This window comes from Streptomyces sp. NPDC093586 (assembly GCF_044764905.1).
GTDB lineage: Bacteria > Actinomycetota > Actinomycetes > Streptomycetales > Streptomycetaceae > Streptomyces.
In genome coordinates this window covers 1-15,308 of sequence record NZ_JBIWJA010000062.1, presented here as the reverse complement: position 1 = coordinate 15,308, position 15,308 = coordinate 1, and the positions used below count along the sequence as shown (strand labels likewise).

The 15,308-nt window shown below is 70.4% G+C and carries 15 protein-coding genes and 2 pseudogenes; 12 read left to right on the top strand and 5 right to left on the bottom strand.

What is annotated here, in order from left to right; translation table 11 throughout:
• The first annotated feature begins 200 nt into the window (after positions 1-200).
• From ACIRFH_RS34960 to ACIRFH_RS34910, 11 genes are all read left to right on the top strand, one after another.
• Positions 201-1,526 (top strand): L-fuconate dehydratase, encoded by a 1,326-nt coding sequence (locus ACIRFH_RS34960; RefSeq protein ID WP_403530096.1) that lies wholly within the window; start codon positions 201-203, stop codon positions 1,524-1,526.
• Entirely contained in the window at positions 1,519-2,421 is a 903-nt protein-coding gene (locus ACIRFH_RS34955) for an amidohydrolase family protein (protein ID WP_403530093.1), read from the top strand. Before ACIRFH_RS34960 ends, ACIRFH_RS34955 begins: the two co-directional genes overlap by 8 nt.
• A complete protein-coding gene (locus ACIRFH_RS34950; protein ID WP_403530090.1) occupies positions 2,412-2,849 on the top strand; it encodes an RbsD/FucU domain-containing protein in 438 nt (145 codons plus the stop codon). The genes ACIRFH_RS34955 and ACIRFH_RS34950 overlap by 10 nt, the downstream gene beginning before the upstream one ends.
• Positions 2,846-3,898: a zinc-binding dehydrogenase gene (locus tag ACIRFH_RS34945; RefSeq protein ID WP_403530088.1), complete on the top strand. Its 1,053-nt coding sequence runs from the start codon at positions 2,846-2,848 to the stop codon at positions 3,896-3,898. Before ACIRFH_RS34950 ends, ACIRFH_RS34945 begins: the two co-directional genes overlap by 4 nt.
• Positions 3,895-4,656: an SDR family oxidoreductase gene (locus ACIRFH_RS34940; RefSeq protein ID WP_403530086.1), complete on the top strand. Its 762-nt coding sequence runs from the start codon at positions 3,895-3,897 to the stop codon at positions 4,654-4,656. Before ACIRFH_RS34945 ends, ACIRFH_RS34940 begins: the two co-directional genes overlap by 4 nt.
• The gene (locus ACIRFH_RS34935) at positions 4,653-5,273 is read left to right on the top strand and encodes a bifunctional 4-hydroxy-2-oxoglutarate aldolase/2-dehydro-3-deoxy-phosphogluconate aldolase (protein WP_403530084.1); all 621 of its coding nucleotides are present in this window, start codon (positions 4,653-4,655) and stop codon (positions 5,271-5,273) included. Before ACIRFH_RS34940 ends, ACIRFH_RS34935 begins: the two co-directional genes overlap by 4 nt.
• Positions 5,270-6,349 (top strand): PfkB family carbohydrate kinase, encoded by a 1,080-nt coding sequence (locus ACIRFH_RS34930; protein ID WP_403530081.1) that lies wholly within the window; start codon positions 5,270-5,272, stop codon positions 6,347-6,349. Before ACIRFH_RS34935 ends, ACIRFH_RS34930 begins: the two co-directional genes overlap by 4 nt.
• 48 nt (positions 6,350-6,397) lie before the next feature.
• Positions 6,398-7,414, top strand: coding sequence for an aldo/keto reductase (locus tag ACIRFH_RS34925; protein WP_403530078.1), 1,017 nt, complete (start codon positions 6,398-6,400; stop codon positions 7,412-7,414).
• A complete protein-coding gene (locus ACIRFH_RS34920; protein ID WP_403530075.1) occupies positions 7,405-8,145 on the top strand; it encodes a FadR/GntR family transcriptional regulator in 741 nt (246 codons plus the stop codon). Before ACIRFH_RS34925 ends, ACIRFH_RS34920 begins: the two co-directional genes overlap by 10 nt.
• Before the next feature lie 290 nt (positions 8,146-8,435).
• Positions 8,436-9,287 carry a fumarylacetoacetate hydrolase family protein gene (locus tag ACIRFH_RS34915; protein WP_403530072.1) on the top strand — a complete coding sequence of 284 codons (852 nt, stop codon included), beginning with the start codon at positions 8,436-8,438 and terminating at the stop codon, positions 9,285-9,287.
• A gap of 120 nt (positions 9,288-9,407) precedes the next feature.
• Complete coding sequence (locus ACIRFH_RS34910; protein WP_403530069.1) at positions 9,408-10,196, top strand: SDR family NAD(P)-dependent oxidoreductase; 789 nt, start codon at positions 9,408-9,410, stop codon at positions 10,194-10,196.
• 47 nt (positions 10,197-10,243) lie between these two features.
• On the opposite strand, the pseudogene ACIRFH_RS34905 reads toward ACIRFH_RS34910, so the two are convergent.
• Positions 10,244-11,439, bottom strand: a pseudogene (locus ACIRFH_RS34905) (IS110 family transposase).
• Between the two features lie 174 nt (positions 11,440-11,613).
• Positions 11,614-12,863, bottom strand: a pseudogene (locus ACIRFH_RS34900) (IS256 family transposase).
• A gap of 399 nt (positions 12,864-13,262) precedes the next feature.
• Between ACIRFH_RS34900 and ACIRFH_RS34895 the strand changes: the two are divergent.
• Positions 13,263-14,099, top strand: coding sequence for an IS5 family transposase (locus ACIRFH_RS34895; RefSeq protein WP_403530066.1), 837 nt, complete (start codon positions 13,263-13,265; stop codon positions 14,097-14,099).
• 8 nt (positions 14,100-14,107) lie between these two features.
• Here the strand turns inward: ACIRFH_RS34895 and ACIRFH_RS34890 are convergent, their stop codons facing one another.
• From ACIRFH_RS34890 to ACIRFH_RS34880, 3 genes are all read right to left on the bottom strand, one after another.
• On the bottom strand, positions 14,108-14,224 hold the full coding sequence (locus ACIRFH_RS34890) for a DUF6368 family protein (protein WP_403530125.1): 117 nt from the start codon (positions 14,222-14,224) through the stop codon (positions 14,108-14,110).
• 58 nt (positions 14,225-14,282) lie between these two features.
• Positions 14,283-14,801 (bottom strand): hypothetical protein, encoded by a 519-nt coding sequence (locus tag ACIRFH_RS34885; protein WP_403530063.1) that lies wholly within the window; start codon positions 14,799-14,801, stop codon positions 14,283-14,285.
• 152 nt (positions 14,802-14,953) lie between these two features.
• On the bottom strand, positions 14,954-15,308 hold a 355-nt coding region (locus ACIRFH_RS34880; RefSeq protein WP_403530060.1), incomplete at its 5' end, for a transposase.

Genomic DNA, 15,308 nt, shown 5'->3' with positions numbered 1-15,308 from the left:
GTCTCCGCAGGTCGCACGTTCGACCCCTCCACTACGCGAACAGCTGCCGCAAGCAGCTGCGTCGCGGCCACTTCGCGTGGCAAGCCGCCGGTCGGCTCGGCTTCCGGAAACGCACAGGCCTTCCATGCCGCCGCCGGGAGACCGGGCGGTTCCCCACTCGCCACCGGGGGATGGTTCCCCCAGCACTCACAGGAGTTCGTATGCCTTCTCTCGCGAGCGCATCCGCCCGCATCACCGCTCTGGACGTCCTCGACGTGCGGTTCCCGACGTCCGAGCATCTGGACGGTTCGGACGCGATGAATCCGGAACCCGATTACTCGGCCGCCTATGTCGTGCTGCGTACGGATGCCACCGACGGGCTGGAGGGCCATGCCCTGGCCTTCACCACCGGCCGCGGCAACGACGTGCAGGCCGCCGCCATCGCGGCGCTGGCGCCGCATGTGGTGGGTCTGTCCGTCGAGGAGGTCTGCGCCGACCTCGGCGCCTTCTCCCGCTCCCTGGTGCACGATCCGCAACTGCGCTGGCTGGGGCCGGAGAAGGGCGCCATCCACATGGCAACCGGTGCGGTCGTTAACGCCGCCTGGGACCTGGCGGCCAAGCGCGCCGGTCTGCCGGTCTGGCGTTTCCTCGGCGAGATGTCGCCCGAGGAGCTGGTCGCCCAGGTCGATTTCCGCTGGCTCAGCGACGCCCTCACCGAGGAGGAGGCGCTGGAGATCCTGCGCCGGGCCGAGCCGGGCCGCCAGGAGCGGATCGCCCGTCTGCTGGAGCGGGGTTATCCCGCCTACACCACCACGCCCGGCTGGCTCGGCTACTCCGACGAGAAGCTGGCCCGCCTGGCCCGCGAGGCCGTCGCCGACGGCTTCACCCAGATCAAGCTGAAGGTGGGCGCGGATCTGGAGGACGACGTACGGCGCATGCGCACCGCCCGTGAGGCGGTGGGCGCCGGGATCCGTATCGCGGTGGACGCCAACCAGAGATGGGACGTGCAGCCGGCCATCGAGTGGATGCGGGCGCTGGCGCCTTACGACCCGTACTGGATCGAGGAGCCCACCTCGCCCGACGACATCCTCGGTCACGCCGCCGTCCGCGCGGCGCTGGAGCCGGTCAAGGTGGCCACCGGTGAGCACGTCGCCAACCGGGTCGTCTTCAAGCAGCTCCTGCAGGCGGGGGCCGTGGACATCGTGCAGATCGACGCCGCACGTGTCGGCGGGGTCAACGAGAACATCGCGATCCTGCTGCTGGCCGCGAAGTCCGGGGTGCCGGTCTGCCCGCACGCCGGCGGCGTCGGCCTGTGCGAGATGGTGCAGCACCTGTCGATGTTCGACTACGTCGCCGTGTCCGGCACGGTCGAGGACCGGGTCATCGAGTACGTCGACCACCTGCACGAGCACTTCGTCGACCCGGTCCGCATCGTCGACGGCCACTACCTCGCGCCGGTCCTGCCGGGACTGAGCGCGCAGATGCGGCAGGAGTCCCTCAAGGAGTACGCCTACCCCGACGGCCCCGTCTGGGCAGCCCGTGTCTGACACGCCGCCCCTGGTCGACGCCCACCACCATGTGTGGAACCTCGCGCGCCGTCCACAGCCCTGGCTGGTCGAACCCGGCCACGAACCGATCCGGCGCGACTTCAGCCCCGGTGACCTGCGCGCCGCCGCGGACCGGACCATCGCCGGACGGCGGCTGCGGACCACGGTGGTGGTGCAGTGTGTGCCCTGCGTGCCCGAGACACAAGACCTCCTCGACCTCGCCGACCGGGAACCGCTGATCGGCGCGGTCGTCGGCTGGGTGGACCTCACCTGCCCGACGGCCGGTGACGTACTGGACGCACTGCTCGCCGGGCGCGGAGGCCACCGCCTGCGGGCCGTGCGCCATCTCGTCCAGGCGGAGACCGATCCCGCCTGGCTGCAACAGCCGGAGGCGGAACGGGGCTTGAGGGCAGTGGGCGAACGGGGCCTCGGCTACGACCTGCTCGTCCGCAGCCACCAGCTCCCGCAGGCCACCCGCCTCGCCGAGCGCCTTCCCTCCCTGCCTCTGGTCCTGGACCACGCCGGCAAGCCACCCATCGCCCGGCGAGACCTGGACGACTGGGAACGGGACGTACGGCGGCTGGCCGCGCACCCCCAGGTGCGGTGCAAAGTGTCCGGCCTGATCACGGAAGCCGACCACGCCGAGTGGACCGTCGACGACATCCGGCCGGTCTGGAACACCCTGCTGGACGCCTTCGGACCCGCCCGCCTGATGTTCGGCTCGGACTGGCCGGTCTGCGTCCTCGCCGGGGGCTGGAATCGGTGGGCCGCCACCGTCGAAGAACTCCTCACCGACTGCTCCGCCGCCGAGACCTCCATGGTCCTCGCCGGCACCGCGACCGACTTCTACCGCCTGTACTCCGTGGACAGAAAGGAGGGAACGGCATGCTCCTGACCGAGCTGCTACACCCCCAGATCCTGGAGGCGCTGGCCGGCGCCGGACATGGCTCCCGCGTCCTGCTCGCCGACGGTCACTACCCCGCGAGTACCGCCACCAACCCCCGCGCCCGGACGGTCCATCTCAACCTGACCCCCGGCCTGCTCGACGTCACCACCGTGCTCGACGTCCTGCTGCGGGCGGTCCCCGTCGAATCGGCCCACGTGATGGTGCCGCCCGAGGGCGAACCGGAGCCACCCGCCCTCGCCGACCACCGGTCCCGGCTGGGCTCCGTCCCGGTCGAGGCGCTCGGCCGGTTCGAGTTCTACGAGGCGGCCCGCTCCCGCGACCTGGCGCTGACGATCGTCACCGCCGACACCCGCACCTACGCCAACCTGCTGCTGACCATCGGCGTCCGCGCTGAAGGGACCTTGGGAACACCATGACACTCGCCGTCCGCTACACCGCCGCCCGCACCCTGGACACGGGTCCCGCGAAGACGTCCGCGCCAGGGCCCGGAGAGGTGGAACTGGCCCCCGCCTACGTCGGCATCTGCGGCACCGACCTGCACATCTTCCACGGTGACATGGACGCCCGGGTCAGCCGGCCCGCCGTCTTGGGCCACGAGATGTCCGGCCGTGTCGTCCGCGTCGGCCCCGGCGTCGAGGAATGGCAGCCCGGTGACGCCGTCACCGTGATGCCGCTGCGCTGGGACGGCACCTGCCCGGCCTGCCGGTCCGGGCACCGGTACATCTGTCAGCACCTTGACTTCATCGGCATCGACTCGCCCGGAGCGATGCAGCAGCGCTGGACCGTGCCCGCCGCCACGCTCGTCCGCCTGCCGCAGACCATCCCCCTGGACCGGGCCGCGCTCGTCGAGCCCACCGCCGTCGCCGTGCACGACGTCGGCCGGGCCGGCGTCCGGGCCGGTGAGAAGGTCGTCGTGGTCGGCGGCGGACCCGTCGGGGTGCTCATCGCCCTCGTCGCGCGGGCCGCGGGAGCCGACGTCCGCATCGTCGAACCGAGCGCCCACCGCCGGCAGCTCGCCAAGGAACTGGACCTGACCGCCTGGGACCCCGCCACGGACGACGTGCCAAAGCTCGTCGGGCAGTGGACCGGCGACGCGGGCGCGGACGTCGCCTTCGAGGTCTCCGGCGCGGCGGCCGGCATGGCCACGGCCGTGGACGTGCTGGGTGTGCGGGGCCGGCTGTGTCTGGTGGCCATCCATCCCAAGCCGCGCGAGGTGAACCTGCACCGCTTCTTCTGGCGCGAACTCACCCTGGTCGGCGCCCGGTTGTACCACCTGCCCGACTTCGAGAAGGCGGTGGCGCTGATCGAGGACGGCACCGTGCCCGCCGAGAGGCTCATCAGCAAGGTGGTCCCCCTCACCGAGGCGCCCTCGGCGTTCGAGGCGCTGGAGGGCGGCGGCGACGTGATGAAGATCCTCGTGGACTGCGGCAACAACACCGATGACGCTCAGGGAGCCGCCGTATGACCGCCTTCGACCTGAGCGGACGGCTCGCTGTCGTCACCGGCGCCCGGCGCGGCATCGGACGCGCCATGGCGCGTGCGCTGGCCGAGGCCGGCGCGGACGTCATCGGGGTGAGCGCGAGTCTGGAGAAGTCCGGCAGCGACGTGGAGAAGGACGTGCGTGCCGCGGGACGCGGCTTCGAGGCGATCCGCACCGACTTCGCCGACCCCGACGCCGTACGCGCCCTCGGCGCGGACCTCGCGGGACGCGAGCGGCCGGTGGACATCCTGGTCAACAACGCGGGCACCATCCGCCGCGCCCCGGCCGCCGAACACCCGGACACCGACTGGGACACGGTCATCCAGGTCAACCTCAACGCCCAGTTCACCCTCACCCGTGCGGTCGGTGCGGCCATGGTCGCCCGCAGCCACGGCAAGATCATCTTCACGGCGTCGCTGCTCAGCTTCCAGGGCGGCATCACCGTCCCCGGCTACACCGCCGCCAAGCACGGCATCGCCGGCCTGACCAAGGCACTCGCCAACGAATGGGCACCCCACGGCGTCAACGTCAACGCCATCGCCCCCGGCTACATCGCCACCGACAACACCCAGGCCCTCCAGGACGACCAGGACCGCAGCCGCGCCATCCTCGACCGGATCCCGGCCGGACGCTGGGGCCGCCCCGAGGATCTCGCGGGGACCACCGTGTTCCTCGCCTCCGACGCCGCCGCCTATGTCCACGGCACGATCCTGCCCGTCGACGGCGGATGGCTCGGCCGATGACCACCGACCTCGCCTCCCTGCTGTCGAAGGCCCGCATCCTGCCGGTGCTCACCGTGCCGTCCGTCGCGTCCGCCGGCCCGCTGGCCGACGCGCTCGCGGCGGGCGGCGCCCGCTGCGCCGAGGTCACCCTCCGCACCCCCGGCGCCGAGCGGGTACTGAAGGCGATGGCAGCACACGGCGGGTTGGCCGTCGGCGCCGGCACCGTCCTCAGCCCCGAGCAGGCGGATCTGGCCGTGGAGGCCGGCGCCCGTTTCGTCGTCTCCCCCGGTTTTGACGAGCACGTCGTGGCCAGGTGCCGGGACCTGGGCGTACCAGTGGTGCCGGGCGTGGCCACTCCCACCGAACTGATGCGGGCCCTCAAGGCGGGCCTGGACGTCGTCAAGCTGTTCCCCGCCGAGTCCCTGGGCGGACCGCGCACGCTCCGGGCGCTCGCCGCGCCCTTTCCCCAGGTCCGGTTCGTCCCGACCGGCGCCGCTCGCATGTCGGACTATCTCAGCGACCCGGCGGTCCTTGCCGTCGGCGGCAGCTGGATGGCGACCGTCGCTCACCTCAAGCGGGGCGAGTACGCGCAGATCCGGCGGCTGACCGCCCAGGCCGTGCACAGGAGCACCGTATGAACGGATACGGCCCCCAGGTGATCGCCCTGGGCGAGGTGATGCTCCGCTTCGACCCGGGCGAGGGACGCATCCATACCTCCCGCTCCTTCCAGGTCTGGGAGGGCGGCGGCGAGTACAACGTCGTCCGCGGTCTGCGGCGCTGCTTCGGCGTGTGGACGGCCGTCGTGACGGCGTTGGTCGACAACCCGGTCGGCCGGCTGGTGGAGGACCTGATCCTCCAGGGCGGCGTCGACACCACCCTGGTCCGCTGGGTCCCCGGCGACGGCGTCGGCCGCAGTGCCCGCACCGGTCTGAACTTCGTCGAACGCGGCTTCGGCATCCGTGGCGTCCTCGGCGTCAGCGACCGCGCGAACACGGCCGTGTCCCGCCTGCGCAAGGGCGACATCGACTGGGACGCGGTCTTCGCCACCGGTCCACGCTGGTTCCACACCGGCGGCGTCTTCGCCGGCCTGTCGGACACCACGGTCGAGGTCGCGGACGAGGCGATGGCCGCCGCCCGACGGCACGGCGTGACCGTCTCCTACGACCCCAACTACCGCCCCAGCCTGTGGGAGGGCCGCGGCGGGGCCGAACGGGCCCGCGAGGTCGACCTGCGGCTGGCCCGGCACGCCGACGTTCTGGTGGGCGCCCTGGGCCTGGCCGGAAACCACCCCGGTCAGGTTCGCATCCGCGCCGACGAGGTGCCGGACGCACTCGCCCACGTCGCGACGCTGGTACCGCAGGCGACGGTCCTGGCCACGACCCTGCGCGAAGTGCCCTCGGCCGGGGTGAACGACTGGTCCGCGGTCGCCTGGTCGGCGTCGACGGGCTGCGTCACCGGCCCCGAGATGCCCGGCCTGCACGTCCTGGACCGCATCGGCTCCGGCGACGGTTTCGCGGCCGGTCTGATCTACGGACTGCTCACCACCGACGACACCCTGCCGGCGGGCCTCACGGTGACCTCCCTGAAGCGGGCCCTCGCCTACGGCACCGCCCACGGCGCGCTCACCATGACCACACCCGGTGACGTCTCCATGGCCTCGCTGCCCGAGGTGGAGGCGCTCATGGCGGGCGGCTCGGCAGCGGTCAGACGGTAAGCCGGCAGCCAGGTCTCCCCACCACCACGATCCAGGAAGGACGACAGCTTGCGACACCGAAAGATCAAGAACACCTCTGTCGAGCTGACCGAGCTGGGCTTCGGCGCCGCCGTCATCGGCAACCTGTACCGGGCCACTCCGCCGGACGACGCGGCCACCGCCATCGAGGCGGCCTGGGAGTCCGGCATCCGCTACTTCGACACCGCCCCGCACTACGGCCTGGGCCTGTCGGAGCAGCGCCTGGGCGCGGCCCTGCGCCAGTACCCTCGCGACCAGTACGTCGTCTCCTCGAAGGTGGGCCGCCTGCTCGTCCCGAACGAGAACCCCCAGGGCATCGACAGTGAGGGCTTCGTCGTCCGCGACGACCTCTGCCGGCAGTGGGACTTCAGCCGGGACGGGGTGCTGCGCTCCATCGAGGCGTCCCTGGAGCGGATGGGACTGAACCGGCTCGACGTGGTCTACCTGCACGACCCCGACGACCACTGGAGACAGGCCGCCGAGGAGGCCATGCCGGCCCTGGCGGAGCTGCGCGACCAGGGGGTGATCGGCGCCATCGGCGCCGGTATGAACCAGTCAGCCATGCTCGCCCGCTTCCTGCGGGAGACGGCCGCGGACGTGGTGATGCTCGCCGGCCGCTACACCCTCCTCGACCAGTCCGCGCTCGACGACGTACTCCCCGCCGCGAAGGAGCTGGACAAGAGCGTGGTCGCGGTCGGCGTGTTCAACTCCGGACTGCTCTCCCGGCTCCGTCCCACGGACGACCTGAAGTACGACTACCAGGACGCACCCCCCGCCCTCGTCGCCCGGGCCAGAGCGATCGCCGACGTCTGCGCCGCACACGGGACGACCCTGCCGGCTGCGGCGATAGCCTTCCCCTATGCGCATTCCCATATCATCAACGTCACCCTGGGTATGCGCAGCCGCGAGCAGGTGACGCGGAACGCGGAGCTGGCCGGCCAGCCGATTCCCGAAGGTCTGTGGGACGACCTTCGCGCCCAGGGACTGATCAGGGCGGACGTGCCCACCGCGGAGAACGCTCACGGAAGGAGTCCGCGTTGTCTTTGACGGACAAGGCCATCGAACGGATCCGTGAACTGATCCGCACCGGGGCGCTCCCCCCGGGGTCGAAACTCCCGCCGGAGCCGGAGCTGGCTGCTCAGCTGGGCCTGTCCCGCAACCTCGCCCGCGAGGCCGTGAAGGCTCTCGCCGTCGCACGGGTCCTCGAGATCCGGCGGGGGGACGGCACCTATGTGACCAGCCTGCAGCCGAGCCTGCTCTTCGAGGGCCTGGGCGGCGCGGTGGAACTCCTGCAGGGCGACTCCGCCGCCCTGCAGGACCTGATGGAGGTCCGCCGACTGCTGGAACCGACCGCCACCGCACTGGCCGCCGCACGCATCTCCGACGACCAGCTCGCCGAGGTCAAACAGCACCTGGACGCCATGCGCGAAGCCCGCGACGACGTCGAACAGCTCAACGTCCACGACGCGGCGTTCCACCGTGCCGTCGTCTCCGCCACCGGCAACGACACGCTCCTCACCCTGCTGGAAGCCATCTCCGGGCGTACGCTGCGCGCCCGCATCTGGCGCGGCCTGGTCGACGCACGGGCCGCGGACCGCACCCTCGCCGAACACGAGGCGATCTACAACGCCCTGTCCATCCGTGATGCCTCCCTCAGCCAGGCCGCCGCCCTCCTGCACGTCAGCAGCACCGAGCAGGGGCTGAGAGAACACCTGTGCAGCGCGGGCACCTTCCCCTTCCCCTCACCGGTACAGGACGCCGTCCAGGCGAAGGCCTGAACACACCAGGTCCCCCCATCACAGCTTCCAGGCAGCCGTACGCTCCGCAGCCGCACCGCCGTCCTTCGCGCGGGCCGGCTGTGATGGGTCCGGCGTAGCCGTGTCCGTCTTGCAGGAGTCGCCGCCGGCGCCGGTGCCGGTCTGTGGCCGGTGAGTACCGGATCGGTCTCGTTCGTGAGGAGAACGGGGACGTCCGGGCCGGTCCGGCCGCCGGTTTCCGCGGCGTCGACGACGTGCGGCACAGCCTGCACCGCAACTCTTCCATGAACACCCGATTCAGGAGCCACACCATGAAACTGCTGCGTATCGGCGCGTCCGGCGAGGAGCGGCCCGCCCTTCGCACCGATGACGGCCGTGTGCTGGACCTTTCTCCCGTCACCGCCGACATCGACGGTGCCTTCTTCGCCTCGGGCGGTGTCGACGCGGCGCGTGCCGCGCTCGCGGCCGGTCTTCTGCCCGAGGTGAGCGCCGGCGGCCTGCGCATCGGTCCGCCCGTCGCCCGTCCCGGCAAGGTCGTCTGCATCGGACTCAACTACCGTGACCACGCCGCCGAGACCGGAGCACCGATACCGGAGCGCCCCGTCGTCTTCATGAAGGACCCGGGCACCGTCGTCGGCCCCCATGACGAGGTGCTCATCCCGCGTGGCTCCGTGAAGACCGACTGGGAGGTCGAGCTCGCGGTGGTCATCGGACGCCGCGCGCGCTACCTCAGCGGCCCCGAGGCGGCCCCGGCCGTGATCGCGGGGTACGCCGTCAGCCACGACGTGTCGGAACGCGAGTTCCAGCTCGAGTACTCCGGGCAGTGGGACCTGGGCAAGTCGTGCGAGACGTTCAACCCGCTCGGACCGTGGCTGGTCACCGCGGACGAGGTCCCGGACCCGCAGGCGCTGGACATGCGCCTGCACGTCAACGGGGTCAGACGCCAGAACGGGACCACCCGCGACATGATCTTCCCGGTTCACCACCTGGTGGCCTACCTGAGCCAGTACATGGTCCTCCAGCCCGGCGACGTCATCAACACCGGGACACCGGCCGGTGTCGCCCTGGGCTTGCCAAACACCCCGTTCCTCCGGCCCGGTGACACCGTGGAACTCGCCATCGAGGGCCTGGGCAGTCAGCGCCAGACCCTGGTCCAGGCATGAAGGGACCGGCCGCGCGCGGCCTGACCGCGCAGACGTCGGACCAGCCCGCCGGCACCTGCCCGGCCGCCGGCCGCCCCGGGACCGCCGGCCTCACCCGAACCGTCGAATGGAGTGATCGGTATGAGTGACCTCACCGGCATGCGCGCCGTCGTCACAGGAGGCGCTTCCGGCATCGGACTGGCCACCGCCCGCCTGCTGAACGACCGCGGCGCCCGCGTGGCCGTCCTCGACCTCGCAGGCGACACGGTGACCGGCCCCCTGCTCGGCTTCTGCGCCGACGTGTCCGACGACGACAGCGTCCGCCGCGCCGTCGACGCGGCGGCCTCCGCCCTGGGAGGACTCGACGCACTGGTCAACAACGCCGGCATCGGCGCGATCGGCAGCGTCGAGGACAACCCGGACGAGCAGTGGCAGCGCGTCCTCGACGTCAACCTGATGGGCGTGGTGCGCACCACCCGCGCCGCCCTGCCCCACCTGCGGGCCTCCCTCGACGACCACGAGGGGGCGACGGCCGCGGTCGTCAACACCGGCTCCATCGCCGCCACGGCCGGACTGCCGCAGCGGGCCCTGTACTCCGCGAGCAAGGGAGCCGTCATGGCGCTGACCCTGGCCATGGCCGCCGACCATGTCGGCGAGCGCATCCGGTTCAACTGCGTCAACCCCGGCACGGCCGAGACCCCGTGGGTGGACCGACTGCTGCAGGCCGCCGCGGACCCGCAAGCCGAACGGGCCGCCCTCAACGCCCGCCAACCCAGCGGACGTCTGGTGAAGGCCGAAGAGGTGGCCGCGGCCATCGCCTACCTGCTGAGCCCCGCAGCCGGCGCGGTCACCGGAACCGCACTGGCCGTCGACGGAGGCATGCAGGGTCTTCGTGTGCGACAGACCGCCCAGCGAGCACCGAGACAGTGATTCCCAATCAGGTTTGTCAAGGGCTGCGGTAGCGGACGGTGACCGTGTTATGCCGCTGCGAGGCCGCGTTGAGGTGGTTCGGCGGTGAAGGTCCGCTGGTCGCGGATGAGGGCCCACAGGACGTCGAGGCGGCGCCGGGCGAGGGCGAGGACGGCCTGCTTGTGCGACTTGCCCTCGCTCCTCTTGCGTTCGTAGAAGGCCCTGGAGGTCGGACAGCACCGGGCGGCGACCTGGGCGGACAGGTAGAAGACGCGCAGGAGGCGGCGGTGGTAGCGGTGCGGTCGGCGCGTTGCCGCTGATGCGTCCGGAGTCCTTGGGGACGGGGGCCAGGCCGGCGATGCCGGCCAGGGCTGCCGATGGTGTCCAGGTTCCCGCCGGTGCAGGCGATGAACTCGGCACCCAGGAGGCTGCCCATGCCCGGCATGCTGGTGATCGCCGCAGCGTGCGCGTGCTCGCGGAACCGCGCCTCGATCAGCGCGTCGGTGCGGGCGATCTCCTCCTCCAGGGCCATCACCGCGGCGGCCAGGGTGCGGACCATGGCTGCCGCGGTCCTCTCGCCGGGAATCGCCGTGTGCTGGGCCTGCGCCGCCTCCAGCGCGGTGACCGCCACCGCCTGGGCGTTTCGCACCTTGCGGTTCGCCAGCCAGCTGGCCAGGCGGGACCGGCCGATCCGGCGCAGGGCGGCCGGCGTCTGGTAGCCGGTCAGCAGGACCAGCGCGGCCTTGGAGGTGCTGTAGTCGAAGGCACGTTCCAGGGCGGGGAAGTACTCCAGGAGCTGGGCGCGCAGCCGGTTGATCGCGCGGATGCGGTCGGCGGTGAGGTCGTAGCGGCGGGCGGTGAGGATCCGCAGGTCGACGGCGATCTCGTCCTGTTCCTGCAGGGGGTGCAGGTCGCGGCGCATGCGGGCCTGGTCGGCGATGACGTAGGCGTCCTTGGCGTCCGTCTTGCCGTCGCCCCGGTAGGAACCGGAGGCGTGGTGGACGTTCCGGCCGGGGATGTAGAGGACTTTCTGTCCGTGGGCGGCCAACAGTGCGATCAGCAGTGCGGCACCGCCCGCGTTCAGATCGACGGCCCAGGCCACCGGCTCGCCCTCGCCCAACTCGAGGACCTCGCCGATCAGCTCGAGCAGAGTCGTCTCGTCGTTGGCCACCCGCCGTGACAGCCTTCGCTCCCACCCGGCGTCGATCACCGTGCAGTGATGCTCGCTCTTGCCCGCGTCCGCTCCCGCCCACAGCTGCGGCACTCGTGCCTCCCTTGAGGATCCGTGTTCCTGGTCCCGGCAGACGACCACGCCGACGTGTCCTTACGAAGCGATGAGGTTCGCGCATCCCAATGAGTGGCCGTGTCGTCGCGGGGCGCCGGGGGTCACGTCCGCTGGAGTGGTGTATCGACGGCCACTCGGCGATCTCGTTTGAGGCTATGCGGTGATTCCGGTGGGCAGGGCGGTGTCGTCGGTTTCTGACTCGATCGGGTGGAGTCGGGCCTTGGCGAGGAGTTCGCGGCCCATGTAGCGGCGGGCCTCGGTCCACTCGTCGTTCTGCTCGGCCAGGACCGCGCCGGCCAGACGGATGACGGCGATGCGGCCGGGGAAGATGCCGACCACGTCGGTGCGACGCCGGATCTCCTTGTTCAGCCGCTCCTGCGGGTTGTTCGACCAGATCTGCCGCCAGATCTCCCGCGGGAAGGCGGCGAAGGCCAGCAGGTCGTGCTGGGCGGCGTCCAAGTGGGCGGCTGCCTTGGGGGACTTGGCCTCCAAGGCGTCCAGGACGTGTGCCGTCTGGGCCTTCACCGCGTCGGTGTCGGGCTGTTCGAAGACGGTCCGCAGCAGCGTGGCCACCCAGGGCTGGGCCGATTTCGGCACCTGGCTCAGCGAGTTCCTCGCGATGGGGGTACCGCCCGCGCCCGTTCAGGGTGTGGGGAGGGTGCGACAGCGCTGCCGGGAGGCGCCGGGCAGAACGGCGCCGATCGCGTCCACCAGGCCGGCATGGGCGTCGGAGGCGACCAGCTGGACGCCCGACAGGCCGCGGGCGATCAGGGAACGCAGGAAGGCCGGCCGGCGCCGTCCTCGGCGGTGGCCACGTCCAGGCCGAGGATCTCGCGGTGTCCGTCGGCGTTGACGCCGACCGCGATCAGCGCATGCACGTTGACGATGCGACCGCCCTCGCGGACCTTCTGCGTCAGCGCGTCGACCCGGACGAACGAGTACGGTCCGGCGTCCAGGGGCCGGTTGCGGAAGGCGGTGACCTGCTCGTCCAGGTGCTTGGCCATCGCACTGACCTGGGACTTCGACAGCTGTGTCACCCCGAGGGACTCGGCGAGCTTCTCCACTCTGCGGGTGGAGAAGCCGAGGAGGCAGGCGGTGGCGACCACCGAGATCAGGGCCTGTTCGGCCCGGCGGCGTCGCTCGAGGAGCCGGTGCGGGAAGTAGCTGCCCTGCCTCAGCTTGGGAACGGCGAGCTCGACGGTCCCGGTGCGGGTGTCCCACTCGCGCGGGCGATAGCCGTTGTGGTGGTTGACCCTCTCGTCGCCGACCTGCCCGTATTCGGCCTCGGCGGACATGAGGGCGTCAGCGAACGTTTTGATCATCGCGCGCAGCAGATCGGGACTCGCCGCGGCGAGATTCTCCTCGGCGAGGGCGTGCAGGGGCAGACTGTCGGGTGCGGTCATCGTGCTGATCTCCTTCGAGCTTCGACACCTCGAAGATCAGCCGGTGGCCGTTCTCCTATCCGAGCCCTCACTCCGACGCCAGGCCAAACGCCCGGATCAGGTGGGACCCCGTACACCACTTCACAGGACGCAACCGCGCCGGGCGGCCAATCACTGAAAGCCACACCCTCGGCATGAGCTTTTTGAGCCACACCCAGCACCCCTGGGCCTCCCGATCGTACGAATGAGCGGAACCGACCCGTCAAGAAGGTAAGGAGCTCTTTCCAACCTGCCGGTTCGGGTGGGCAGTTGGACTGACACACGGGTGAAGCCTCTTATAGAGGGCGTCTGAAAAGCCCTTCAGCTGGCAGGTCCCTGGTAGCGGGCGGTGACATACTTTCGGGGGCTGGGTTGTGCGGGTTGCGTACCCGTTACTCGACGGATCTGTCCGATCAGGAGTGGGAGATCTTCCGTCCGCTGGTTCCGGCGGTCAAGCCTGGTGGGCGACCGGCGAAGCACGCGCGGCGGGAGATCCTCAACGCGTTGACATATTGGCTGCGGGCCGGCTGTGCCTGGAGACTTCTGCCGCATGACTTACCACCGTGGCAGACGGTCTACCACTACTGGCGGCGCTGGCAGAAGGACGGCGTGTGGGAGCAGATGCTGACGGCGCTGCGTGAACGCGAGCGGGTGCAGCTCGGCAGGGATCCCACTCCCAGCGCCGCCGTCGTGGACAGCCAGAGCGTCCGGGCCAGTGAACGCGGCGGCCTGCACAGTTACGACGGTGGCAAGAAGGTCAGCGGCATCAAGCGGCACCTGCTCGTCGACACCCGCGGCACCGTCATGGCCACGTGTGTAAGCCCGGCCAGTGTGGGTGACCGCGATGGCGCCGTGGTGCTGTTCGCCCGGGCCGCCGATGCCTTCCCGCGCCTGCGGCACGTGTGGGCGGACCAGGGTTACCGCGGTGCCGACTTCCACGCCTGGGCTCTGGAGGCCACCGGTATCACCGTGGAGACCGTCCAGCGCCGTGACGGTGGTTTCCGTTCGGCCTGGGCCCAGGTGGGGGCACCGCCGCCGGCAGTGCCCCAGTTCGCGGTGGTCCCGCGTCGTTGGGTGGTGGAACGGACGTTCGCCTGGCTGGGACGGTGCCGCCGCCTGTCGAAGGACTACGAGTACCTGCGCGTCTGCTCAGAGAATGCCATCTACCTCGCCATGGCCATGCTCCTGGTGCGTCGCCTCGCAAGCCCAGTCCACTGAGGGGCTTTTCAGACACCCTCTAGTTCGGCGTTGACGACGCCACCGATCACGTCCATAACAGCAGCGGTCAGCAGGGCCGTGACGACGTGGTCGACTGGACGGTTGCAGAAGGCGACGACCCTCAGTAATGCGCGCCCGGGCCGTCACGGGGGACTCACGTCGGGCGCGGGGGCGGTGTGCCACTCAGTCCATCGGATAGAAGTCGGGCCCCGGAAACAGCCTCGCGATCGAGAACGGCTCGAAATCGGGATCGGTCAGCACTCGGCAGACGAACTCGGAAGTGGACATGTTCACTTCGTGCCAGAGATACGGATCTCCCTGTGTGACGATGGGCCAGCTCGCCGGATCCTCATCCGCGGACGCCAGCCAGAAGTAGCTGCACTTCATCTCACCGAACGCCCAGGGAATGAGGCCGCGCTGACCTGGCCGGTACATCCGGTAGGGCGTGAAGGCGGGATCGGGGCCGCTCTCCGGGCCGCCGTCGAGAAACTTCTTCCAGATCCTGACCAGGTCGAACTGCCTCGTGGCATCGACGGTGAAAACACGCAAGAACTCCGAGAATTCGCCCTTGCTGAACGTCTCGGCAAGCTTCTTGTAATCCTCGGGCAGTGGCGTACCAAGATCTTCCTCGACGCCGTTCCAGGGAATGTCGAGCCGAAGCGGCTCCCAGTGCGTGGCCTCAGCGATTCGCTCGATCCACATTCTCTTCACATTCCGATCGAAGGTTTGGATCGGGGGCGTATCAGATATACGACACGCCCCCGGTCTCGCTCTATGGGGTGTTATAGACCGGCACCGAACCGCTGGCACCGCTGGGTCTGTCAAACGAGCGGTGTAACCAAGGGTGGTTGGGGTTACTGGCGGGCCGCCGTCAGGCGGCCGTCGAAGGTGATGTCGAGGGCGTTCAGTGCGGTCTTCCAGCGCATGGTCCAGCGAGCCTGGCCCTTGCCGGTGGGATCGAGAGACATGATCGCCATGTAGACGCATTTCAGGGCGGCCTGCTCGTTGGGGAAGTGGCCGCGGGCCTTGACCGCCCTGCGGATACGGGCATTGACCGACTCGATCGCGTTGGTGGTGCAGACGATGCGGCGGATCTCGGTGTCGAACCGCAGGAACGGGGTGAACTCCTCCCACGCGTTCTCCCACAGCTTCACGATCGCCGGATACTTCCTGCCCCAGGCGTCGGCGAACTCGGCGAACCGTTCCAGG

Bases quoted from the DNA above. Each gene is read 5' to 3' on its own strand.
- ACIRFH_RS34960 (WP_403530096.1), top strand. From the start codon at position 201: ATGCCTTCTCTCGCGAGCGCATCCGCCCGCATCACCGCTCTGGACGTC.
- ACIRFH_RS34950 (WP_403530090.1), top strand. From the start codon at position 2,412: ATGCTCCTGACCGAGCTGCTACACCCCCAGATCCTGGAGGCGCTGGCC.
- ACIRFH_RS34945 (WP_403530088.1), top strand. From the start codon at position 2,846: ATGACACTCGCCGTCCGCTACACCGCCGCCCGCACCCTGGACACGGGT.
- ACIRFH_RS34940 (WP_403530086.1), top strand. From the start codon at position 3,895: ATGACCGCCTTCGACCTGAGCGGACGGCTCGCTGTCGTCACCGGCGCC.
- ACIRFH_RS34935 (WP_403530084.1), top strand. From the start codon at position 4,653: ATGACCACCGACCTCGCCTCCCTGCTGTCGAAGGCCCGCATCCTGCCG.
- ACIRFH_RS34930 (WP_403530081.1), top strand. From the start codon at position 5,270: ATGAACGGATACGGCCCCCAGGTGATCGCCCTGGGCGAGGTGATGCTC.
- ACIRFH_RS34915 (WP_403530072.1), top strand. From the start codon at position 8,436: ATGAAACTGCTGCGTATCGGCGCGTCCGGCGAGGAGCGGCCCGCCCTT.
- ACIRFH_RS34910 (WP_403530069.1), top strand. From the start codon at position 9,408: ATGAGTGACCTCACCGGCATGCGCGCCGTCGTCACAGGAGGCGCTTCC.
- ACIRFH_RS34885 (WP_403530063.1), bottom strand. From the start codon at position 14,801: ATGTGGATCGAGCGAATCGCTGAGGCCACGCACTGGGAGCCGCTTCGG.